This is a genomic window from Puia sp. P3 (genome assembly GCF_050632245.1).
Lineage (GTDB): Bacteria > Bacteroidota > Bacteroidia > Chitinophagales > Chitinophagaceae > Puia.
The window spans coordinates 1,335,947-1,358,640 of record NZ_CP192583.1 but is presented as its reverse complement, the minus strand read 5'-3'; the positions used below and the strand labels follow the sequence as shown (position 1 = coordinate 1,358,640).

General features: G+C 51.5%; 26 protein-coding genes, 1 tRNA gene and 3 pseudogenes. 17 read left to right on the top strand and 13 right to left on the bottom strand.

Features of this window, described 5'->3' with window-relative positions:
- The first annotated feature begins 6 nt into the window (after positions 1–6).
- The 3 genes and pseudogenes from ACQ86N_RS07900 to ACQ86N_RS07890 all read left to right on the top strand — a co-directional run bounded on the left by ACQ86N_RS07900 (position 7) and on the right by ACQ86N_RS07890 (position 2,211).
- Positions 7–867, top strand: coding sequence for an MFS transporter (locus ACQ86N_RS07900; protein WP_431214682.1), 861 nt, complete (start codon positions 7–9; stop codon positions 865–867).
- A 182-nt stretch (positions 868–1,049) separates the two neighbouring features.
- Positions 1,050–1,985, top strand: a pseudogene (locus ACQ86N_RS07895) (SUMF1/EgtB/PvdO family nonheme iron enzyme).
- A complete protein-coding gene (locus ACQ86N_RS07890) occupies positions 1,867–2,211 on the top strand; it encodes a formylglycine-generating enzyme family protein (protein WP_431217318.1) in 345 nt (114 codons plus the stop codon). Before ACQ86N_RS07895 ends, ACQ86N_RS07890 begins: the two are co-directional and overlap by 119 nt.
- 106 nt (positions 2,212–2,317) lie before the next feature.
- Here the strand turns inward: ACQ86N_RS07890 and ACQ86N_RS07885 are convergent, their stop codons facing one another.
- Positions 2,318–2,551, bottom strand: a complete 234-nt coding sequence (locus ACQ86N_RS07885; RefSeq protein WP_431214681.1) for a hypothetical protein — start codon at positions 2,549–2,551, stop codon at positions 2,318–2,320.
- A 45-nt stretch (positions 2,552–2,596) separates the two neighbouring features.
- On the opposite strand from ACQ86N_RS07885, the gene ACQ86N_RS07880 reads away from it, so the two are divergent.
- On the top strand, positions 2,597–3,052 hold the full coding sequence (locus ACQ86N_RS07880) for a class I SAM-dependent methyltransferase (protein ID WP_431214680.1): 456 nt from the start codon (positions 2,597–2,599) through the stop codon (positions 3,050–3,052).
- Positions 3,053–3,125: 73 nt separating this feature from the next.
- On the opposite strand, the gene ACQ86N_RS07875 is transcribed toward ACQ86N_RS07880, so the two are convergent.
- From ACQ86N_RS07875 to ACQ86N_RS07855, 5 genes and pseudogenes are all read right to left on the bottom strand, one after another.
- Positions 3,126–3,464, bottom strand: coding sequence for a hypothetical protein (locus ACQ86N_RS07875; RefSeq protein ID WP_431214679.1), 339 nt, complete (start codon positions 3,462–3,464; stop codon positions 3,126–3,128).
- 65 nt (positions 3,465–3,529) lie between these two features.
- Positions 3,530–3,634: pseudogene (locus tag ACQ86N_RS07870) on the bottom strand (hypothetical protein); the annotation flags it as partial.
- Complete coding sequence (locus ACQ86N_RS07865) at positions 3,625–4,563, bottom strand: sulfatase-like hydrolase/transferase (protein WP_431214678.1); 939 nt, start codon at positions 4,561–4,563, stop codon at positions 3,625–3,627. The pseudogene ACQ86N_RS07870 and the gene ACQ86N_RS07865, both read right to left, overlap by 10 nt.
- A complete protein-coding gene (locus ACQ86N_RS07860; protein WP_431214677.1) occupies positions 4,560–4,976 on the bottom strand; it encodes a glutamate--tRNA ligase family protein in 417 nt (138 codons plus the stop codon). Before ACQ86N_RS07860 ends, ACQ86N_RS07865 begins: the two co-directional genes overlap by 4 nt.
- Positions 4,977–5,032: 56 nt before the next feature.
- Positions 5,033–5,452, bottom strand: a complete 420-nt coding sequence (locus ACQ86N_RS07855) for a glutamate--tRNA ligase family protein (RefSeq protein ID WP_431214676.1) — start codon at positions 5,450–5,452, stop codon at positions 5,033–5,035.
- Positions 5,453–5,604: 152 nt separating this feature from the next.
- Here ACQ86N_RS07855 and ACQ86N_RS07850 point away from each other — a divergent pair.
- The 8 genes and pseudogenes from ACQ86N_RS07850 (at position 5,605) to ACQ86N_RS07815 (ending at position 10,603) form a co-directional block, all read left to right on the top strand.
- Positions 5,605–5,678: transfer RNA gene (locus ACQ86N_RS07850), tRNA-Asp, on the top strand.
- A gap of 262 nt (positions 5,679–5,940) precedes the next feature.
- A complete protein-coding gene (locus ACQ86N_RS07845) occupies positions 5,941–6,468 on the top strand; it encodes an Arm DNA-binding domain-containing protein (protein ID WP_431214675.1) in 528 nt (175 codons plus the stop codon).
- Positions 6,469–6,900: 432 nt separating this feature from the next.
- The gene (locus ACQ86N_RS07840; RefSeq protein ID WP_431214674.1) at positions 6,901–7,728 is read left to right on the top strand and encodes a type IV toxin-antitoxin system AbiEi family antitoxin domain-containing protein; all 828 of its coding nucleotides are present in this window, start codon (positions 6,901–6,903) and stop codon (positions 7,726–7,728) included.
- Positions 7,729–7,805: 77 nt separating this feature from the next.
- Positions 7,806–8,054, top strand: coding sequence for a nucleotidyl transferase AbiEii/AbiGii toxin family protein (locus ACQ86N_RS07835; RefSeq protein ID WP_431214673.1), 249 nt, complete (start codon positions 7,806–7,808; stop codon positions 8,052–8,054).
- Between the two features lie 104 nt (positions 8,055–8,158).
- Positions 8,159–8,452 (top strand): annotated as a pseudogene (locus ACQ86N_RS07830) (nucleotidyl transferase AbiEii/AbiGii toxin family protein); the annotation flags it as partial.
- A 353-nt stretch (positions 8,453–8,805) separates the two neighbouring features.
- Positions 8,806–9,315 (top strand): hypothetical protein, encoded by a 510-nt coding sequence (locus tag ACQ86N_RS07825; RefSeq protein ID WP_431214672.1) that lies wholly within the window; start codon positions 8,806–8,808, stop codon positions 9,313–9,315.
- A gap of 216 nt (positions 9,316–9,531) precedes the next feature.
- Complete coding sequence (locus tag ACQ86N_RS07820; protein WP_431214671.1) at positions 9,532–10,074, top strand: hypothetical protein; 543 nt, start codon at positions 9,532–9,534, stop codon at positions 10,072–10,074.
- 1 nt (position 10,075) lies between these two features.
- Entirely contained in the window at positions 10,076–10,603 is a 528-nt protein-coding gene (locus ACQ86N_RS07815) for a DUF2199 domain-containing protein (protein ID WP_431214670.1), read from the top strand.
- Positions 10,604–10,818: 215 nt separating this feature from the next.
- Here the strand turns inward: ACQ86N_RS07815 and ACQ86N_RS07810 are convergent, their stop codons facing one another.
- The 6 genes from ACQ86N_RS07810 to ACQ86N_RS07785 form a co-directional block, all read right to left on the bottom strand.
- Positions 10,819–11,922 (bottom strand): peptidoglycan-binding domain-containing protein, encoded by a 1,104-nt coding sequence (locus tag ACQ86N_RS07810; RefSeq protein WP_431214669.1) that lies wholly within the window; start codon positions 11,920–11,922, stop codon positions 10,819–10,821.
- Positions 11,894–12,169, bottom strand: a complete 276-nt coding sequence (locus ACQ86N_RS07805; protein ID WP_431214668.1) for a hypothetical protein — start codon at positions 12,167–12,169, stop codon at positions 11,894–11,896. The genes ACQ86N_RS07810 and ACQ86N_RS07805 overlap by 29 nt, the downstream gene beginning before the upstream one ends.
- 228 nt (positions 12,170–12,397) lie before the next feature.
- Entirely contained in the window at positions 12,398–12,826 is a 429-nt protein-coding gene (locus tag ACQ86N_RS07800; RefSeq protein WP_431214667.1) for a S41 family peptidase, read from the bottom strand.
- Positions 12,732–13,055 (bottom strand): S41 family peptidase, encoded by a 324-nt coding sequence (locus ACQ86N_RS07795; protein ID WP_431214666.1) that lies wholly within the window; start codon positions 13,053–13,055, stop codon positions 12,732–12,734. Before ACQ86N_RS07795 ends, ACQ86N_RS07800 begins: the two co-directional genes overlap by 95 nt.
- Positions 12,961–13,500: a hypothetical protein gene (locus ACQ86N_RS07790; protein WP_431214665.1), complete on the bottom strand. Its 540-nt coding sequence runs from the start codon at positions 13,498–13,500 to the stop codon at positions 12,961–12,963. Before ACQ86N_RS07790 ends, ACQ86N_RS07795 begins: the two co-directional genes overlap by 95 nt.
- Before the next feature lie 11 nt (positions 13,501–13,511).
- Positions 13,512–14,714, bottom strand: a complete 1,203-nt coding sequence (locus ACQ86N_RS07785; RefSeq protein WP_431214664.1) for a ketopantoate reductase family protein — start codon at positions 14,712–14,714, stop codon at positions 13,512–13,514.
- Positions 14,715–14,824: 110 nt separating this feature from the next.
- Between ACQ86N_RS07785 and ACQ86N_RS07780 the strand changes: the two genes are divergently transcribed.
- Both ACQ86N_RS07780 and ACQ86N_RS07775 read left to right on the top strand, forming a co-directional pair.
- Positions 14,825–17,110: a TonB-dependent receptor gene (locus ACQ86N_RS07780; protein ID WP_431214663.1), complete on the top strand. Its 2,286-nt coding sequence runs from the start codon at positions 14,825–14,827 to the stop codon at positions 17,108–17,110.
- Between the two features lie 65 nt (positions 17,111–17,175).
- Positions 17,176–17,517 carry a hypothetical protein gene (locus tag ACQ86N_RS07775; protein ID WP_431214662.1) on the top strand — a complete coding sequence of 114 codons (342 nt, stop codon included), beginning with the start codon at positions 17,176–17,178 and terminating at the stop codon, positions 17,515–17,517.
- A gap of 178 nt (positions 17,518–17,695) precedes the next feature.
- Here the strand turns inward: ACQ86N_RS07775 and ACQ86N_RS07770 are convergent, their stop codons facing one another.
- Complete coding sequence (locus ACQ86N_RS07770; RefSeq protein WP_431214661.1) at positions 17,696–20,017, bottom strand: beta strand repeat-containing protein; 2,322 nt, start codon at positions 20,015–20,017, stop codon at positions 17,696–17,698.
- Positions 20,018–20,644: 627 nt separating this feature from the next.
- On the opposite strand from ACQ86N_RS07770, the gene ACQ86N_RS07765 reads away from it, so the two are divergent.
- From ACQ86N_RS07765 to ACQ86N_RS07755, 3 genes are all read left to right on the top strand, one after another.
- Entirely contained in the window at positions 20,645–20,911 is a 267-nt protein-coding gene (locus ACQ86N_RS07765; RefSeq protein ID WP_431214660.1) for a hypothetical protein, read from the top strand.
- A complete protein-coding gene (locus ACQ86N_RS07760; protein WP_431214659.1) occupies positions 20,898–22,364 on the top strand; it encodes a T9SS type A sorting domain-containing protein in 1,467 nt (488 codons plus the stop codon). The genes ACQ86N_RS07765 and ACQ86N_RS07760 overlap by 14 nt, the downstream gene beginning before the upstream one ends.
- A 78-nt stretch (positions 22,365–22,442) precedes the next feature.
- Entirely contained in the window at positions 22,443–22,688 is a 246-nt protein-coding gene (locus tag ACQ86N_RS07755; RefSeq protein WP_431214658.1) for a hypothetical protein, read from the top strand.
- Positions 22,689–22,694: the final 6 nt, after the last annotated feature.

Genomic DNA, 22,694 nt, shown 5'->3' with positions numbered 1-22,694 from the left:
CCGCCGGTGCAGATCATCACCACGGCCGCCACCGGCCTGCTCTTCATCGGCTTTGGGGCCGTCCACAACTTCTGGGTTTTGTGCGCGCTCTGCACCGGCGCGAGTCTCTTTGCCGAGGCCTTCCGCCCGGCCAACTATGCGGCCATCGCCACCTACGCCGCAGAAGGCACCATCACCCGCGCCAACGCACTGAACAGACTGGCGACCAACATCGGATTTGGCATCGGCAGCTCTCTGGGAGGGATACTCGCCGCCTTCAACTATCAGTGGCTCTTCTGGGGCGAAGGAGCCAGTTATCTGCTGGGAAGCGCATTGATCATCGCCCTCTTACCAAAAGCAGCCCCTTTCAAATACTCCTCACAATCCACAACCGCCACAGTGAAACAAGCCTCCGTCTTCACCGACACCATCTTTATTCGTTTCCTGGGAATCGCAACAGTCTACACTACCTGCTTTTTCCTATTGTTCAGGCTGGTACCCGTCTACTGGAAAGAGCAGTGGAATATGAACGAGTCTACTATTGGCATACTGATGGGTCTTAACGGTATCGTCGTCGCGGGTTTCGAGCTGGCACTGGTCCGCTATTTCGAGAAGCGCAAACCCAATACTTCCATGTATATCGCCGCCGGCGTGGCCCTCACCGCGGTCGGCTATCTGCTCCTCATCCTCCCCGTCAGCTTCCCCCTCATTTCAGGAGGCGCCTGCGTCCTGCTGATCACCGCCGGCGAGATGCTGGCCATGCCCTTCATCGGCTCGTTCGTCCTCCAGCGCGCAAAAGAGCACAACATCGGCAAATACTCCGGCGCCTACGCCCTCTCTGGTCGGTCGCCCGTATCGCCGGCCCTGCGATCGGCTCGATCATCGTAGAGCGCTACAGCTTCATCACTCTCTGGATCGTGCTGATCGTTACCTGCGTCGCCTGCTCCCTATTGTTCTATAATTTCAACCACAAACCCGCAACTTCCATCCTCGCGGCCCACTGATCCCCCGCGCCAATCCCGTCTTACTTCAATAAATATTCCCTATTTTGCGTCCTACAATTCAGGAGTATGCTACGCGGGAGGCTGATCATTTTTCTTTTATTCTTCGCTGCCGGTTGCGGCGACAATACGCAACAGCAAAACGCAGCCATCGCCACTGACCCGACCAAACTCGCATCCACAAAAACAAAAGCGATCTCCTGCGAATCCGGCATCCCTTCCCGCTTCGCCGCCACCGGCACGTCAAACACCCAACAACCAGCCAACCCCGACACACCCCGCCTCGGCACCCCTCACCCAGGCATGGTCTGGATCCCCGGCGGAACCTATCATATGGGCGGAGACAACAAAGAAGCCCAACCCGACGAATACCCTAAACACACCGTTACCGTCGACGGCTTCTGGATGGACAGGACGGAAGTCACCAACGCACAGTTCGCCGCCTTTGTCAAGGCAACCGGCTATATCACCACCGCCGAGAAAAAGCCCGACTGGGATCAGCTAAAGCAACAACTTCCACCCGGTACGCCCACACCCGACCAAAGCCTCCTCGTCCCCGCATCACTCGTCTTCTCTCCTCCGGATCACCCCATACCTCTCGACGACTACAGCCAGTGGTGGGCCTGGAAAAAAGGCGCCGGCTGAAAACATCCGCAGGGACCCGGCAGCAATATCGAAGGAAAAGACAACTACCCCGTTGTGCACATCTCCTGGTACGACGCAATGGCCTATTGTAAATGGTCCGGCAAGAGCCTGCCCACCGAAGCGGAATGGGAATTTGCGGCGCGGGGCGGCCTGAAAGATAACGACTATCCCTGGGGCAACGAAGGCGTCAACTCCGGCAAGGCAAAGGGGAATTTCTGGGACGGCCATTTCCCGGACAGGAATACAGAGACCGACCACTACTATCATACGGCACCGGTGGGATCATTTTGCCCCCAACGGCTATGGCCTCTACGATATAGCAGGAAATGTTTGGGAATGGTGCTCCGACTTTTACAATAATAACTACTACTCCGTTTCCGACGGTTTAACAAACCCAAAAGGTCCGGTCAAAAGTTATGATCCTGACGAACCATATGCGACAAAACGCGTCATCCGCGGCGGCTCCTTTCTTTGCAACGATTCTTATTGCTCCGGCTATCGCGTATCACGCCGTATGAAAGTACCGAAGACTCCGGCATGGAGCACCTGGGCTTCCGCTGTATATCACATCGCTGAAAGCTTATGAAAGAATACCTGAAAACGCTATTAAAGAAACTTCGCCTCTACCACCCTCTCCAATCCACATACAGGGCGGTCCTCGACGGGATACGCATCCAATATCTCAGGATCGCTTATGCAAAATACGCCACCGGCAAGCCCCATTTTTCCAATGTAACTTCTGCGGCGCTACTTATAAAAAATTCGTTCCGGAATATCCCGGCCCCGACATAGCGACGGCCATCATCGACAACCACGTTATCGCGGGCTTTGGCGACAACGTCTGCTGCCCCCGCTGCCTTAGTAAGAACAGAGAACGACTCCTGAAAGCCGTCTTCGAAACCAACCTCCCCGTCGCCGAAAAACATATACTCCATTTCTCTCCCGAAAAACACCTCTATAATTACATAAGAGTGACCGGCCACGTCACCACCGTAGACCTCACCCCCGGATTCTATCGCAACATCGACAGCTCAGTCCGCTATGCCGACGCGACAAGTCTCCCTTTCCCTGATAATAGTTTTGATGTGCTGATCGCCAACCACGTCCTCGAACATATCCCCGAAGACGCAAAGGCCATGAAAGAAATGTTCCGCGTGCTCCGTAACCACGGCTTCGCCATCCTGCAGGTACCCTACTCCGAAACCCTGCCAACGACCATCGAAGAACCCTTTATCGACGACCCCGTCCGGCAGGCGGCCCTGTACGGTCAAAAAGACCACGTGCGCATCTATTCAAAAACGGACTATATCCATCGCCTCCGGCAAGCCGGGTTTCACGTCGACCCCCTTTCACCGGAAACCCTCGCCCCCTTCCGCATCTACGCTATCCAGGAGAACGAATCCGTCTTCCTGTGCCACAAAAAATAACCCCCACCTCTCAGGCACAACCTCTTCCCGCCGCGGGCCACGTCTCCACCCGGGGCCATCACTTCCCGGGCAACTACTCCACCTTCGCCGCCGCCCTCCTGTTCTTGCCCTCCTGTCCCGTCAGATCGTCTCCCAGGTCAGCCCTCGCCTCGTCAGCTATCTTCAGCAAATGCTGCAAAACCTCCGGGTATAGCTGCTGTACATCATAAGCTTCTCCCGGGTCATGCGCCAGATCATACAGCGCCATCGGTATATCCTGCTTCAGAATGCTTCCCCCATTTCCATCCTTTCCATGCAACGATGACGTATAAACGTTGGCAGGATGCGGCAATACCAGCTTCCAATTCTTATATCGCACTCCCTCCAGACTGTTTTTGTTGTAATAATAGTAGAACGTTTCCCGTGGCCCCACGCTGTTGCTCCCTTGCAGCGAGGGCAAAAGTTCAACCCGTCGATCCGGTTGGCCGGCAGCCCGGACCCCGTTGCGGCGGCGATGGTCGGCAGCAGGTCCATCCCTGTTATTAAATGGCTGTTCACTCCTCCTGCCTGAATCTGTCCCGGCCAGCGAATGATCAGAGGCACCCTCGTCCCACCCTCGAACGTCGTTCCCTTTCCCTCCCGGAATCCCCCGAGCTGCCGGCGTGATTTCCAAAGTTCAGCCACGGTCCATTATCGCTGGCCACGATGAGTATCGTGTTCTTAGCCTGCCCCGTTTCATCCAGCGTCTTCATAATTTGTCCAAGACTCCAGTCGAGCTCCATAATAACGTCCCCGAACAACCCCAGTTCGCTCTTTCCCCTGAACTTTTCCGAAACCGCCAAAGGCACATGAGGCATCGGCTGCGCCAGATAGAGCAACCACGGATGCTGTCGATTAGCCCGTATGAACTTTTCCGCCCTTTCAGTAAATAGCGTCGTGAACTGTTCCTGCTGTGCATGCGTTTTTATCGTGTCCACGACCCTATCCCCTTCGATCATCGTCAGCTCCGGCCAGAGACTTCTCATATTCTTTTGGTCTGTGATCGGGTTCCCATCCTTATCCCTCGGCCAGATATCATGCGAATAGGGCAGCCCCAAAAACGAATCGAACCCATAATGTAACGGCCAATAGGATGGCTTATTCCCCAGATGCCATTTCCCCAGCATTCCCGTGACATAGCCATTCTTCTTCAGTAGCATGGCCAGCGTCTCCTCTTTTGGGTCCAGCGCGATCTTCGACCCGGGCAGCAATGCACCCCACATGCCGACCCGGTTGGGATAGCAGCCTGTCAGCAAGGCTGCTCGCGAAGCCGTACACACGGGCTGCCCCACGTTGTAATGCGTAAACCTTGTCCCCTCCCCGCAGAGCCTGTTAAAATTAGGGGTCGATATCCCCGTCATCCCATAAGGCTCCGTATCGCCATAACCCATATCATCCATCAGAATGATCAGCACATTCGGTTTCATAACCTTTTGCCCCAACCCCTGCCCGGCCGTCATCGCAACCATCAGCAATACCAACAATCTTTTCATATGCTTTCATTTAATAGTCCCCACAATTCCTCCCAGTCCGCGGGCTCATCCGCCACACCCATCATCCGCGCGATCATCGTATACACATCCTTCTTTTTCCAACCCTGCTTCCTCAGATACTGAATGGAAGTATCCCCCGCTGACTTCGACAATTTCTTTCCCTCCTTCGCCATAAGCAACGCATGATGATAAAAACCTGTCGCCACAAACTCTCTCCCCAGCCTGACCGCCAGATAATACTGCGCCACCGTCGACGCCCAGAGGTCCTCTCCCCTGACCACCAGGTCCACGCCAAAAAAACGATCATCCACCAACGAGCTTAGCTGATACGCCGGAAACCCGTCCCTCTTCCGCACCACAAAATCCTTCATCTCCTTCGGCAACCTCTTCTTCACAATTCCTCCTTCCATCATTCTAATTTCAACCTCCTCATCCCCCGTCCTCAACCTCCAGCTCCACATCCCCGGAATCAAAAAGACAACTCCTTATCCCTGCAAGTCCCCGCATAAACACCATCCGGACTATCCCTCATTACCTTCGCCCTCGAACAGCTGCAGGCAAAGACATCCCCCTTCTCCCTCAAATCTTCCAATGCCTCCCGATACATCCCCATGCGATGCACCTGTGACCATTCCCGTTCAAACTCCTTCACATTCCGGGGCCCCTCCTCCCACGGCAGTTCCAAAAAATTCAACACATCAAAAATATCCTGCACATATTCCGGCACCACCCGCTCCCGATCCATATCATCGATTCTCAGCAAAATCCTTGCACCAAAAGACTTCGCCAGACCCACCGTCCTCACGAACGACACCACATTCCCCAAATGCAAAAACCCACTCGGGGTGGGCGCAATTCTTGTCTTGCTGTATGTCCGTTTCCCTTCCATTCCCCGCAAACATCCCCATTTTCCCCCAACAATCCATCACTTCCACCACTACTTCTCTACGTCAAAACCACACCCATTATTTTTATCTCTCCAATTTGTTTATTCCCCCCTCCTTCCCCTATCTTTGCACCCCCAACAAATCAACATACCACGGATCGGTAGTTCAGTTGGTTAGAATGCCGCCCTGTCACGGCGGAGGTCGCGGGTTCGAGTCCCGTCCGGTCCGCAAGTCACTCAGACCAAGTCGTTTAAACCCGCTTCAGATGCAATGCTGATGCGGGTTTTTGCTTTTCGGGCATGTCCAATCGCTATCAATCATGTCCATCTATTCGGTCGCAATTCGGTTATCACGTTAGCCACCGGAAATTTGATAACCGAATAGTCCAGAAACCCTTGCTGGCCGCGGTTTCAGCGGTTTGGCCGAACCGGATTTCACCCTGGGAAAAGAGCTTCAAAACAACTATTCGGTTATCAAAAAATTGAATTGTATGAACACGAAGCACACCTTCTCGATCCTCATCTGGCAAGTCAAGCACCGCCTGAAAAACGGCAAGGCCCCTCTTTCCGTCCGCGTCTCTGTCAATGGAGAGCGGGCCGAGATCCGCACCAATCGCGAAATTCCCCCTATCCTTTGGGATGTCAAAGCTCAGCGGGTGAAGGGAAACACAGAGGAAGCGAAGACCATCAATGCCCACCTCGAAACCATTAAGGGGTCCCTCCGGATCCCAATTCCATTTAAAGAGTTGATCCAGGCAGGCGCAATGTCTATTATTGATCTAAGCGATACAGACTCTACCATGATAAACAATATTGTAATCGCCAACTTGTTGCGCGAAATACAATTGGTACAGGAAGAGGCCTACGAGTCTGCCCTAAAAAAGGAAAAAGCCCTACCCCCGTTTCCATCATTATTGAGGAAGCGCATGAGTTCCTATCCAGAGAAAAGATTGAAAGAATGTCTAACCTATTTGAACAGGTCGCCAGAATTGCCCGTAGAGGGAGGAAAAGATGGCTAGGTTTAATTTTCGTTATCCAGCTCCCTCAACACTTACCCGATGAAGTATTGGGTCTGATCAACAGTTTTATCTTGCACAAAATCAATGATGCTAATGTAGTCAATCGTCTAAAACGTTCCATAGGCGGAGTAGACAACAGTTTATGGAACAACCTGCCGAATCTGGCTCCGGGCCAAGCTATAATTTCAACACCAAGTATTGCGAGGTCATTGTTAGCGGCAATTGACCCCACGCCCTGTAAATTACTAATGGTAGACTGAGCCCCTGTTATTAAAGCTGAAGAGCGATTTGCGGGCATAACAATCTGGTTAATTGCCAATTACCCATTGTAACTGTTTTTATATTCATTTAGAGACCTCCCAAGTCTCCAAGAAGCTTTATAATAAATTATAAAATATTTTCTATCTTTATAGAGACTTCAAAAGTCCCTAAATGGATACAACATACAAAACATTGTCAAACAAATCTGCTCAAGTCGTAAAACACTTCAACGACTTGAATCGGCCAGCCTTTACAACAGACGAAGCATACTCATTACTAAAGACTTCTACCAAAGACGCAGTCAAGAAGCTGATGCGTGACATGATTAAACGCGGGTTACTCTTACGTCTGAAAGAAGGAGTTTATTGGATTATACCTTATGAACAAGACCGGAAAACCTATTTCCCCAACTGGCATTTGATCGCAAAATACCTTGTCGGTGATGCGGAACATTATATCGGCTACTACAGCGCGATGGAGATCCATAGCCTGATTACCCAACCTTCCCTCGTTGAACGCATTGTCGTGAACCAACAGGTAAAGCCTTCCATACTAGAAATCCAGGGCATCAAATTTCAATTCATATATCACAATGCCCACCATTTCTTTGGCGGCAAGAAAATATGGATCGATGCTTTTAACAAGGTAAGCTGCTCCGACCTGGAGAAAACATTTGTCGACAGTCTCTATAAGCCAGATTACTCCGGCGGTATCGTCGAAATAGCGAAAGCATTATATAAATCGAAAGACAAAATAGATTATCCAAAACTATATCATTATTGCGAACGGTTTAAAGCCCAATCAGTGATTAAACGGTTAGGATTTCTATTGGATTTGCTGGATATAAGTAACCCTATTTCTGACGATCTTCAGCGAATAAGATCCAACTCCTTTATTCTGCTAGAACCCTCCTACGAAAAGAAAGGAAAATGGATACACAAGTGGAATGTTTTGCAGAATATGGAAACAACAGACATTACTTCACCCATATTCACATGATATGATCCACCTCGAAAGAAATTAATGCCGTCGCTAAAAAATACAAGCTCAAGGACACCCAAATAGAAAAGGATTATGTGCTGAGCTGGCTGTTGCTTGGTATTTCCAAGAATGCCATCCTTTCCGATAACCTGGTGTTCAAAGGAGGTACAGTTCTCAAGAAGGTCTACTTTCCGGATTATCGATTTTCTGAAGATTTGGATTTCACTCTGCTCGATAATGGTATCATGAACGAGGATCTATTGGCAGAGTTCGAAAAAGTCTATGGCTTTTTAAAGGAAGAAACGAATATTACCTTGCAACTAAAAAGAAAGCATGACGCATGAAAGCGGTAGTCTTGCCTTCTATGTAAATTACGTTGGTCCATTGCAAGGAAGCCTGACCAGCCGGGATATAAAGATGAGATCTCACCAGAAAGGAAGTCCTTGAATTTCCGGTCGTGGTAAAAAAAGTATTTATCCTTTATAGCGATTTGCCGGAAGAGTCGTTTTCATTGAAATGCTATCCCTTGGAAGAGATCCTGATCGAAAAAATGGCGGCGCTAATGGGAAGAACCGAACCAAGAGATCTATACGATTTCTGGCACTTGACAGAAAGCGAACGCCTGGATACCGGGCATCTTAAACCGGAATTTGAACGCAAGGCAAAGAATAAGGGGCATGACTTTCGACTATTCGAGCAAAGGTACTGGAAAAGGAAAAAAATCTCGGTCAGGCCTGGCTAAAGGAAACTGCAAGATCAGGTCTATGACCTTCCCAAATTTGCGGACGTGTTTCGGGAATCAAAAAGGCATTTTAAGCTCTAGCGTCGGCAATGAGCCGGGCGGGCAAAAATACTAGGATGATGTTGTGCGATTATACTAATCTGACGCAGTAAAATATTCCTACATGCATATGTATAATGCTTATTTACAGAAATATAGATCGCATTTTGCCAATATCGAGACTGTACCGTTATTAGGTTTCCGTGCGGGCTGTTACTAGGATTCCGTGCAAAAAGCTGAATTTGCCCCACATTGAAAGGTTGTCTCTTACCGGATATGAATCAGGAAAACAAATCCAAAAACTATATTAGCTGATGAAACGAACTTTACTACTCTTGTCCATTTCGCTCTTTGTTCTAGGCCTCACCACCAAAGGTCAGACGAATGGCGAAAGATTTGAGTTTTCTCTCACAACCGCTCATCCCAATGCGAAAAAATTGATGAAGGAGGATTTCTATTGGAGCCCGATCGACGAATCCGGCCCTTTTGGCAGTGACGCCGGATCCGACGCCGCATACGGATTTCAAAAATGGCGGAAAAGCCATCCAACAACCTCCCCCATACTTTACTTAAAACAACTAATTGACTCCTGGAATTTTCCGCCTTTCGCCTGGGACGAACTGGATACTGCAAGGATAAAATTGTACACCTCCACCCCAGCCCATCTGGACGAATCGTTCATCGCCCAGGAGATCGAAATGCTGAAGAAAGAAAATGAACGATACTCCTCTATGCCTGGCGGAGGTAAGAAATTAACTGACGAACAACTCCGCCAGATAGCCCTGAACTCGCAAAAGAACATGGGGAGCATCCTATTTAAATGATATAGACGAGGCGATTATTGGAACGGCCTTTGCCCAGTTTGTAATTGAAGGAAAGATCGATCCGGCTTTAAAAAACTATGTCGCCAAAACTATCCAGAGGGAGTCGTTGTCCATTATCACGAGGCAATTCGGCCAGCCGGATCAGGTGAAGGCACATAACGATAAAATGAATAAATTGCTTCAGGTAGTGCAGAAAATGTCAACCCAGGGATAATCATGGTCGACAAAGAACGAAGAAAACGACTAGCATATCACATGCGTCAGCTATCAGTAGGAACAATCTCTAATGATGGCTTTGAGAGTGATATTCTTGACGATATAAGCCACGGTTGGTTGCCGGAACAATATTACAGATCCAATTATGCAAAGACCGACGACCCGGTTATTTTACCCATTTTGGAAGTATGCTGGGGTTTATATGACGATACCAGAAATCATAAATTGAAGGGGCCCGATCAGCTTTCCGCTGAAAGTTTAAAAGTCATCGCACGCTGCATACTATTTCTTCACACGGAACTCGAATATGAATGGCCGGCATTTGATACAAAGAGCCCCATCTTCTCATTTTCGCTTGTGGATTTTCTGGTGTGCCTTTTGACCCTGGGGCAAAATTTCCGAAAAAGAAGAAAGGCACAATTGATAGCCTACAAAGCGTTCAAAAAAACGAGCGATTTCGATTATTGGCCATTTTTTAGAAAGTCAGAGTACGACAACCACCTTACCAGACAACCTTTTTTATCCAAACATCCGACCGATTGATATGAAATTGTTTCAATTTTTTAACCCCAAGAAAAAGAAATTCTCATACCAATGCTCCTGCTGTGGCCAGGTCTACGATGAAATGCCCCTCTGCTTTGGCGACGAATATCCGGACTATTATTTTTCGGTGCCGCCGGAAGAGCGGGCAACCCGTATTGAATTAGCAGAAAGCCTATGCGTGATCGACCAGGAGCATTTTTTCCACCGGGGGCGAGTAACAATACCCATCCTTGACCACAGTGAAGACCTCATTTTTAACGTCTGGACTTCCATCAGCAGGGAAAATTTTACTATCCGCAATTCAATGTGGAATGATCCGGGAAGGGTGCATAATGAGCCTTATTTTGGCTGGCTGCAGACGGTGGTGCCGACGTACGGAAATACGCTCAACCTAAATACACTGGCCCGGGAGCAGGAAGTAGGCCTAATCCCGACCATTGAGATCATCGAAGAAGGCCACTCCTTGACCCGGGACCAGAGAAATGGGATTACCTTTGACACCGCCGCCAAAAAGTGGAGGCCATCCTAAAATAATTCCATAAACCGAACAACTAATTACCGTACCTTCACCCCAGCTCTTTCCCCGGTCGCAATCCGGTCGCCCCGAAACCGCCACCCCAACAACTCGTTGTATCTAAAGCATAAACGCGCCCTCGTTCGAGTCCCGTCCGGTCCGCATCTTCAATTACCATTTGGAACTCAATTCCAACTTCACCCTCGATCGACCCATCCCATTTTTAGAGCCTAAAGAGTATGCCAGGGTTCTCCCTTAGGAATACTCCCGTTCTTGTCTTCGACAATCTGGCTAAACGGCGGACCCGGTACTCCCGGCGCCAGAGTTTTATCGAATTTTCGAAAGTACGCCTTACATCCAAACGGGTTTTTATCAGGATCGATATTCGGAATCACCGGCGTTTGATCAGCAGGCGGCCCGGAAATTGCCGTATGAGCCGGTTCTCGCTTAGAGGTCGTATTGATGTATACATCTGTTACATCTTCACCGGCTAACCTGCCAAAAACTGACAGCGGCGGCAGTGGGATCGGAGCGGTTGTAGTATCAAAAAGGAATTGAGATACCTTCAGTAGACATTCGGACTGATCCTTTCCGCGCAAATGCGTTCTCTCAGGCGTAAGCCTCCTGATATTAGAAAGATATCTCCCGGCGACGATCAAAAAAGTTATAACAAAATCAGACCAGTGTTCCATTTCAGCATTCAGGATCACCGGCTCCGCTTCCGGCAGTATCCTCTTTTTTACAGGTACCAGCGAAGGGATGGCTACCGGGGGCAACCTGACGCATCCCCGCCCTCGAGGTGAAAAATCGCTTCGGTTCATCGGAAAAATCCCCGTGGCGATAAATATCTCGACAGTGGGGATTGGAACATCCCAGTCGGCCACGCATTTAAGGCAGCCTTCCTGATCTCCCGGAACCGATCTGACCGAAGCTGGTTTTATATTTCCAATTGTCGGGCTGGTAAACCCAAGTGGAGGGTGTGCCGGAACAGGTTGTCCGGCAGGTTGCTTTTTCTTCGCCAACTCCAAAAGATCATTCGCATTCATTTCTTTGATCGTCGGCTGCGGGATCGGAGGCAGGGGTTCCTTTTCATTGCTTACCGCACCATCGGCGCAGGTAGATGCCGGACTACCACCTCCCCCTCCTTTTTTGAACAGGATATCATCCAATGCTTTGATCGTTTTTGTACCCACCACAGGATCCGAAGGGAATATCTGATGATCTGCCTTGAATTTTGCCACGGCTTTACCCGTCTCATCCCCAAATTTTCCGTCTGCTCCGAATTTCGAAAGATCAAGACCTAGTTCAACAAGAGGTGAGTTGAACCTTTTCAATCGCTTTGCCCTGGGACCCGTTCCGTAAATATTTATCCTGCTCGCCATCAAAGCAGGCTTCCAAAATTTCATCGCCCTTGAATCTGTTTGATTTTAGATGCCGGTCGTCTGGCGTCTCCGGCGCCTCTGACTTCGCCTGGATCACCCCTGGACGGGGACGAAAAAATTCCAGCCTCTTCTCTTTTCCAAAGAAGGGCACATCCTTTTTGGCAATATTGGCCGAAGCCTTTGTCCCAGCCGTTTTCATTTATCCCCGTTAAAATGGAAATAAATTATCATACCTGCAATACCCGCATAGTTGTATTTACCAGCCGCCATACAGCATATGGCCGCGCCCGGCCCTACCGAATCAACCCCATCGCCTTCTCCAAATCCACATCCTCCTTTCTAACCACATCCTGCGCCGTAAACTCCACCACATGATCAGGCACTATACCCCGCCCAACTCGCGGCTTCTTCAAAACCGACACCAGTCTCAGCCAGGAAACTCCACAACAACCCCCGTATTCGGCAGCGTCAGATGCTGCAATGTCCCCCCGCTGCAACCCTCACTACCACCGGCCGTTTCACGCCCGACAAAGACCACCCCTTTACAATATTCCTTAATAACAGCCGCAGTATGTGCCCCCGAAGAAAATGTCGCGCCGTCGACCAGCACAAATAGCCGGCCATTATAATGATTTCTCCGGGCCAGCGCCGTTCTTCCCAGCAAATGACCAAAGGCCGGCCGAAAATCATACTTATAATGCCCACTTTCAACAACACCTGTCGGCTTAAAGCTCTGATAAAAACTCTCCGTGCGAACCGTATCAAAATACTGCGCATACCTGCCCTTCGCCGGGTCCGCCACATTCGTCCACACCTCCCCCACCATCTGAAAAGGCTCGTCCGCCAGATAGGTCATCAGTTTTGCGCCGATCCGGATATCCCCCCGTATTATGCCGCAGATCGATGATCAGATTCTTAACCCCCTTAGCCCGTATCTCTTCAAATGCCTTGTCATAAACACCAGTGTCGGAATACTGATAACTATGAACTTCAAAACATGCAGTCGACCCCGAGGAACCGCAGCGGCAGATAATCCGTCTTCGCAGATACCGTCCACCCCCTGTAATTGTCCGCTTCGGTAACATGCTCAGCCTGCGGCGCCGCATAAGCAACTGTGTCCACAGACACGATCCTGAATTCACCCCGCCCATTACGAAGGGCGACGCGATACGGCGACTTCCAGTGATAATACTTATTGCACGCATCTTCAAACCCGTCGTACTCGCTCAAAAATAATTCCTTGAAAGTTTTATTATTACCATCTCCGGCATACAGATCACTGCCATGACGTACGATCTCCGATGCCAGCACATTATTTATCGCCAGTATCTCGTCTCCGGTCGCCAACTCCTTTACCTGATGGGTCGTCACCCAGACCCTGCCATCCCTGACCAGCACCTCAAAAGGCAAATGAAACATCCTGTCCGCAGCAGAAGACTTATAAGCCGAAGAATGCTTCAGCTGCGTATGCCCGCATTTCAACGCACTTAACAACGGATAGACCGTCGCAATAAATTCATTCTCCGACATTGGCCTGTCAATTAACGACGCCGTCCGGTGGTACATCTGCAACATACTGTCCCTCGAAGTATACAAACCATAGGCCGGGTGTATCTCCTGAATACTGCCCCAAAGAACCAATAGATCCCTCTGCATGCTTTTGACCGAAAGCAACCCCGGCGAAGCACCGGAGCCGGCTGCCAAACCAGAACCCACCCCCAGATCCGAACCCGCCGCCACACCCGAATCAGCACTGGCACCCAAACCGGGCCCCGATGCCAAACCCGCCCCCCATCCTTCACCGGCCCCCTGCACCCCAAAAACACAAGAACAAAAACCAACATCAGCGCCAGCGACTTCAACCTCACCAATTCCCCCAATGCCTTCGTTACCGGCACATCCCTGCCCTTCGCCTCCGCCGCCCTCGCAACAGCAAAATTCAGCGTATCGATTTCCGTCGGCCTCCCGCTTCGTATATCCTGCAGCGTGGAGATCAGCTGCCCATCCGACGCTTTGCTGATCAGCAGCAGACGCGCAGTCACCTCTTCCGCAGAGATCCGTATCCCCTCCAGCTCCGCCACAGCAACACACTCCGCTATTATTTTCCTCGCCAGCCCGAGCGCCTCCTCGTTCCGGTGAAAAATGCCGTTATCCGTCTCCAGCAGCGGACAGACGGAATTAAAAACGCAGTTTGCAATAGTCTTCGACCAGGCGATCGGCGTTATATCCGGCGTGCCGGCAAACGGAAATACCGGCGTATTGATCGCATCCACTACCGAAGACAAAATATCAGCACGCCCATCCACTACACCGATCGGCGAAGCAGTCACAGGCTTGAATACCACTCCTCCATCCTCCTGATACTGACTCGTTGCAAACAATACGCACCTGTACACATTGCCGATACCCTCCCGCAAAAATGCATCCTCCACTCCCAGCCCATTCTGCATAATGACAACCGGCGAATCCCCAACCTTGTCTTTAAGTACCCCGGCAAGCGCCGCATTGCCATAAGACTTCGTCGCCACCACAACAACGCCGTCAAACCGGACAACATCCTGTAACCCGCAAACCGCGACCTCCTCCTCTATAGGAACGCCTTCATAAACCACCCTGAGCCGCAATAGCGACGGCGGCACCGCCTCACTCGCCCTCACCAATACAACATCCCGCCGATGCCGCCGAAGGACCCCTGCCAAAGCCCTCCCGATAGTTCCCGCTCCGATAATATAGATATTACTCATATGGACAAATATCAGCTTTAATAGGCTACCGAAACAGGTGCAGTTTTACCATTTTCGACCATACCAGCCCCCAAACCCATCATCAAAATATTTGTTCACCCCTTTTTTTATTGTTATCTTCCTATAACCAAAACCAATCATATGAGAATATTCCTCCTGGCCACCTGCTGGCTGGCCATTCCCTGTGTCCTGCTCGCACAAGTCACCGGCAAAGTGGTCGACGCTCAAACCGGCTCCCCCTCGCGGGCGCCACCGTAAAGGTCCGGTCCGCAAAATCCAGCGGAATATCCACCAGCAACGACGGCGCCTTCAGGATCCAGGCCAGCCCAAACGATATCCTCGAAATCAGCTTCATCGGCTATACCACCCAGTCATTCCCCCTTCACGGACAAACCCAGATCACCATAGCACTGCTGCCCGCCTCCTCGGAACTCACCGAAATCGTCTTCGTCGGTACCCGCGGCGCCGGAAGAGCCAAAACTGAAACGCCCGTCCCCGTCGACGTCATAAAGATCAACCAGATAGACCTTCCTACCGCCAAAATGGATATCACCTCCATCCTCAACGTCGCCGCCCCATCTTTCAATTATAATAAACAGAGCGGCGCCGACGGCGCGGACCACATAGACCTCGGCACCCTCAGAGGCCTCGGCCCCGACCAAACCCTGGTACTGATCAACGGCAAAAGAAGACACCAAACCGCCTTCGTCACGCTCTTCGGCACCAGAGGAAGAGGCAACTCGGGAGTCGACCTCAACGCCTTTCCCGAATCCGCGGTCGACCGGGTAGAGATCCTCCGCGACGGGGCCTCCGCACAATACGGCTCGGACGCCATCGCCGGGGTTATAAATATTATTCTGAAAAAAGACGTCCACCGCCTCGCCATCAACGCCGGCTGGAGCGGCTACGACGACTACTCCTTCAATGCCAGAAAATTCAACAAAGGCAATGAATACTACTCCGGCAGCGCCATCGACGGCAATACCGCGACCATCTCCGCCAACGACGGCTTTACCTTGGGCAAGAACGGAGGCTTCATCAATATTTCCGCCGAATTCCTGAAACAAGGCAAAACCTATCGCCAGGTTGACACATCCAACTGGCAAAACGATAAAAATGCTATTCCATACCTCAATACCGGACGAAGGGCCTTCGGAGACGGCTCCCTTACTACAGGCGGCGTCATGTACAATATGGAGATCCCGACAAGCCCCTCAAAACGAACTACCTTCTACTCATTCGGCGGATATAACTACAAGGCTTCCGACGCCTACGCCTATTCCCGCAACTTCAGCGCGAAACCCGAACGATTCCCCGTAGACGCCGGCGGCAACCTCCTCTATGACCCTTCCATCATGCGAAGGTCTATCGACGGCGAAACCTACTATAACCCCCATATCCAAACCCATATCCAGGACGCTTCCATCGCCCTCGGACTAAGAGGAGACGCAGGCGACCAATGGACCTGGGACCTCAGCAACACCCTCGGAAGAAACGATTTTCACTACTACGGCGACAAAACATACAACGCCTCCATCATCGGCGCCACCAAACCCAACCACTTCGACGACGGAGGCTTTAACTTCCTGCAGAATACGCTGAACCTCGACTTCAGCAGATCGTTCAAGACGGTTGCGAATGGCCTGAACCTCGGCCTGGGCGCCGAATTCCGATACGAAAGGTATGGGATTTATGTAGGTGAGTATGGATCGTACGGAAGCTACGATTCCAGCCAGCGCATCTACCCCAACCTCATAGGCGACGGCAGCGCAGATTCCCTCCGCACGGCAGCCTCCGGCGCCCAGGGCTTTCCAGGATTCAGCCCCGCCGACAAAAAAGCTAAATCACGCACCAACCAGGGACTCTACGCCGACGCCGAACTCAACATTACAAAAGACTGGCTGCTTGACGGCGCCATCCGGTTCGAACACTATTCCGATTTTGGCTCCGTCGCAACGTTTAAATTCGCCACCCGCTACAGCCTCACAAACGACCTCAACATCAGAGGCTCCTTCAGCACCGGCTACCGCGCACCCTCCCTGCAACAAATAAATTTCAGCAACACCCTGACGTCCTTCAGCGGCGGCCAACTCATCCAGTCCCGCATCGCCAGCAACGACGACCCCATTACAAAAGCCGCCGGCATACCCGAACTGAAACAGGAAACCTCCGTCAACGCGAGCGCCGGCTTCAGCTGGAAAGCTGCCAAAGGACTTACATTTACAATTGACGGCTATCTGGTGAAAGTAAAGAACAGGATCGTCCTGTCCGGCCTCTTTAGCAAGAACGACAACACCCTCCCCCATCCTTTACCTCGCAGATCCCGCCCCAGGTCACCACCGTCCAGTTCTTTGCCAATGCCGTCAATACAACTAACTATGGGCTGGATATCGTAGCCGACTATTCCACCAGATGGGGAAAGAACGGACTCAAGGTCCTCTTCGCCGGCAATATTCAAAAGATGGATCTCGACGCCATACACGTTCCGCCCGCTCTCAACGGAACCGCACTCAACCAGAAGACCTTCTTCAGCGATCGCGAAAAAGCGTTCCTGATCGCATCCGCTCCAAAACAAAAATTTGCGCTGAACATCGACTATAACGTCGATAAATTCGGGATTGGCACACATCTTACCTGGTTTGGGAAAATAACCCTGCTGGGCTTCGGAGCCGCGACAGACGACAACCCCAACCAGACGGGGATCGATCCGATGGTGCCTACGGACGCAGATTCCCATGTACTGGTACCCGAACACTTTAATTTCGACGGCAAGCTCGACAACCGACCTCTATTGCTCCTATAAGATCTCCAAAAAAGTAAGCGTTTTCATCGGCGTCGACAATTTGTTCAACGTCCACCCCGACCTCGGCGTAAACCCGCTCGCAAAGGGATGGGCGGGAGACAACGAGTCAGGTGGCCCCCGGGATTCAGTCCAGATGGGCTTCAACGGAATGAGGCTATTCGGAAAGATCGCGTTGAATCTATAACCGCGTCACCACGAACTGCTTTACCCGAGCACCCGTCTTACTTATCACCCTTGCAAAATAGACTCCCTGCGGCAACCTGGGACCAAAGGATATCGTCTGCGCCGCATCCGCGGAATACCCGCGCCCTACCCTCCTGCCCTGATCGTCGAATACATCGATCGACCAGGCCACCGCACCGCCAACGCGTACCGTAATGGCCCGTCCATCCGAAGGGTTCGGGAATAGAACAAAATCGACATTGCCGCCAAACTCAACCACGACAACCCCCGAATAAGAAAAACTCCCCGATTGATCGGCCAGCCGAAGACGATAATAGTCCTTCCCCACAAACGCACCCCCGTCAGTATATGTATACCCACTACCCGCAGCCGCAACCCTGCCGATCTCCACAAAATTTACCCCGTCGACCGACCGCTCCACCGAAAAATAGCTGGCAGTCAGTTCTCCGATCGTCCAGTTCAGCACCACCCTTCCCGACCGGGCCACACCGGTGAACGATAGCAGCGTCACAGGCAGGGTCGTCATTCCGGGATTGACCGATCCCCAGTAATAGCTGTTGGCCAGACCGGCAACGGAAAAACTGTTCCTGTTCACCTGCGGGTTGCCCGTACTGCCCGCATTCACACCCGCGGTCCCCGGCGCAGCAGAATTGACGAGCGTCAGCCGCAGGTCACTGACGCTGCCGACAATGCCAAACCCCGTCCCCTCCGTGCGAACAGTAAATGGATTCCCCGCACCCGCGATCCCGTTGCCGGTAGCCACCGTCCAATAGGAATTCGACCTGATCGAGACCGTCGACGCTCCGTCGGCAAACGAAACAGCCGAGGCGCCGGACACACTCGTATGAGTTACCTTGACGGTACCACCCGTCGTGAGCCCGCTGCTGCCCAGATACATCGGACGATAGTTGGAAACGTCGCCAACAGGAAAAAGGCTCGCATCAACTCCCAGAGTGACCGCCGACGTTGGCATCCACCGGACGAATGCTCCCCCATAAAACCATGACCCCGCAGAATGGCTTAAAACGCCGGTACTGGCCGCCGATGACCCCAACGAAACGGACAAACCCCCGAGATTGACGATGCCGGAGGTCATTGTTAGATGACTGCTAATCGTTAGATTATTGTTGTTGATATTCAGAGTAGTGGCAGTCCCCGACCCGTTATTGATGGTCATATTGTTAAGTGCAAGGCCGCCGGTACCGCCGAAATTCTGAGCAACGCCGCCCGCCACGATCATTCCCGCCGACGCAGCGGTGGAACTGTCGGTAAACAGTCCGTTATTCGTCAGGTCCCCGTAAACAGCCAGAGAAGCTGTGCCGCTCGCGACGATAGTGATCGACGACCTGGGCGAGGTATTGCTGATAGTTATATTCCCGGCAGTGGCTGCCTCCCCCGTAAGTATCCTCGGCATATAATTCGAACCGGTATTGGTAATCGTTACATCGGTCGTACTCGTAGGAACGGTTAGACTACACCAGTTGCTGGCCGTGTTCCAGTCGGTGCTCGTCCCTCCAAGCCAGCCGCCGCCGCTGACGACCGTAAACTTCGCCTCCGGCGATACGCTGGTGCATCCGCCGGAAGTGATCTTCACCTTATACCAGGTCGTTTGAGTAAGAGAAGGCACAACATAGGTCGAAGCATTGCTGACCCCGGATGCATTTGAGTAGATGATATTATCCGTGCTGACCAGCCACTGATAGGTCGGACTGCCAGCCGTATTCGTGGACGTCAACGTACCGGGAGTAGTTCCCGAACACACTACACCTCCCACAGGCGTGACCCTGTTGGCAAAACTGCAAGTCAATGCAGTCCCCGAACATGGACCTGTATTACAGTCATTGCCTGTGCCGAATATCGTCGAACTACCGGTGGACGTCAGTTTCCCCGTGGTATTGATCGTACCTGTCCCGCTAACCGTAACACTCCCCGTCGATGCGGTAAAATTTCCGTTGACGATCAGCGCGCCGTCGATTTCAAAAAGACCGCTGTTATTTTTGCTGTTCAGGTCTCCGTTAATAATAAGCGTCCCGCCCGGCTCAACGGTGATATTCAGATTCCCGCTGTTGTTGAAATCGGTATAGCCAAGGATTAGCGTGCCGTAAATCTTGATCGTCCCGCTGTTGAACTGATTAGGCGTGCCCGAACTCCCTCCTTCGAAGCTGACTACCTCGTTCGCATTAACGGTAATGGTATTGGAGCCCGCACTAGGGTTGAATGTATATGCAGTCCCACCGGGCTGATCGTTGGCATTACTTCCAAATGTCCACGTACCGGTCGGCGAGAGATTACCATCAATAGTGACGGGATTACTCACAGTCACCGTACCGCTGGCTGCCGGCACCGAACCGCCCGACCAGATACTCGGATCACTCCAGTTTCCACTCGACTGCGTTGTCTGACCAAAAGAATTACTTTACAAGGACTGCCATTAGCCCTGCTACTATTATCAGATATTTCATAAAGTGTCACTGGATACAGCTTTCAACATGGGCTTACAATCCCGATGCTTTCCACTATATCACGGTAACTCAGTCAAGATATCAGAGGTATGCAGGACTAAGTGTATCTTTTTATTCCTTGATACAACCTAATAACTAAAAATAATTGGAAATATTATTCATCATGGGAAGATTTCCATCTCACGGAAGACCTGATTATCGATTCACACACACACACAGACGCCGTTGATAATCAATTTCCAATAATTAGTCGATTTTTCCATAATTGGGAATGTCAGTGTCCGAAAACGTCATGAAAATCAAAGAAGTGTAGAAAGGCACAACTATTGTCACTAACTTGCGACGGGCTGAATAAGTCCAGCTGTCGCCCTTAAATCAATATCATGAAAAGCCCATATCCTCTAATGTGCTTGCTATTCCTATCACTCGCAACAAGCGCACAACACTATTACCCGGCCGGTCTCGGAAATTCAAACCTTGAATTGTGGCTGACCGCGGCAGATCCCACAACTATATTGAACTCATCAGGCACACAGGCCGCCAACGGCGCCTCCATTGCGACCTGGAAGGACAAGAGCGGCAACGGCGCGGACGCCGTACAGGGCACCAACACCAATCGGCCGATCTACAAGACCAATCAGCTCAACGGCTTTGGCGCCGTCACTTTCGCGAATAACACCCAGTACATGACAGGGCCTGCCGGAGCCTATATGACCATCGTCAGTACCAGTGGCCATGCTCGGCAATAGCTACCAGTACTTGTTTTCATCGCCTTCCCTCACAGACTTCAGCGTCCGCTTCACCGGAGGTGCCGGTACAGCCGCCCCGTCTTATACCGACGGCCCCAACGTCAACGACTGGGCGTACAACACAGGGGCCACACCCACCATGTGGTTAAATGGCGTACAAAGTATGACCACCACCGCGGCCACGCACATTGTCGTCGCGCAAGCCCAGAGCCCTACCAACGGCACATACTCCATCAGCAACACCTTTTTGAACAGGGGCATGTACAACAATGACCCCGTATACGAACTCCTGGTCTACAGCGCCCCTCTCAGCAATACCCAGAGAGTATTGCTGGAGAATTACCAGGCATCCGAATGGGGACTGGGCGGCTCGCTCCCGTCTTCAGGATATACAAAATTCACTCCTCCCACAAAACCCACCTGGAACAAGAACCTCGTAGGTATCGGATATATCCTTAGCACCGACAACGTTCTCTCCGACGTAGCCGGTTCCACAGACGGACTGGGATTCAGCAGCGGTATCACGGCTTCTGATTTCCTTGGCTCAGCAGGCTACGTGATGGCCGCACACAACGCCCAGACCAATACGGTCAACTTCAACTCAGGCCTGACCAATGTCCCCGTCAACAGCTATGTATGGAATCGTTCCTGGTACGTCAGAACATTCAACGGCAACAGCTCCGGCAACGTCACCCTGAATTTTAATTTTAACGACTACAACGGGACGACCCCAAATCCGGCTTACTATTACAGCATCCTCTATAACGCAACGGACGGTACATTCGCCACCGGGACAAACAAGCTGGTCAGCTATACCCAGGGCAGCATCTCAGGCAACATCGTTTCAATGATTGTAAAAGCCTCCAACCTGCCCGCGGGATACTATACCATCGTCTACAACCAGAACAACGTCCTTCCCATATCACTCGAAGCCTTTACAGTCACCAGACAATCCGACAATTCAGCCCTGGCAAAATGGACGGTCGCCGCCGACCTCGGCCAGGACCAGTTCTCCCTTCAGCGCTCCGCCGACGGATCGCAGTTCAATTCGATCGCTGCCATCGCAGGCGTCGGTAACGGCTTCTCCTCGCAGAGCTATAGCTTTACGGATAATTCACCCCTCAGCGGCACCAACTATTACAGACTACTGATGACCGATGCTTCGGGCGTTTCATCCTACTCCCCCGTCGTCACCCTGGCATTCGGCGGATCACCCCGCCAGTTGACCCTCTACCCGATTCCCGCAAAAGATATGCTTCATATCAGCGCACCGGGGATCAGCGGAGGCGGCAGCGTCAATATCATTTCCAATTCCGGCCAGGTGCTCGCCAGCTACAAGTTTTCACAGCCAGACGGCGCAACCCTACCCGTCGGCAGCCTTACTGCCGGATCGTATATCGCTTACGTCCTCAGCGGCCAGCGATCATTCCCCATTACATTTATCAAACAATAACCGCAATACCAAAAAACACCCCGCACAGGGGCGATATGGACAACAAATAATCGTAACTTTCTTGCTCAAATTCCTGCAATGAAGCAAGTCACTATCGTCGTCCCCGAAGGCGACGTCAACCTGAGTAGCATCACCGGCACATTCCAGATCCTGACCCGGGCCAACCAATACTGGCAAAAGCTCGGCAACGCATCCATTATCGACGTACGCCTCGCAGGTTTCGTAAAGGAGATTCAACTGGAGGACGGCTTCTTCTCCGTCCACCCCGTCAATGTCAACGAGATAAAAAACCGACCTGCTGATCATACCCGCCATATCTTATGACTATGA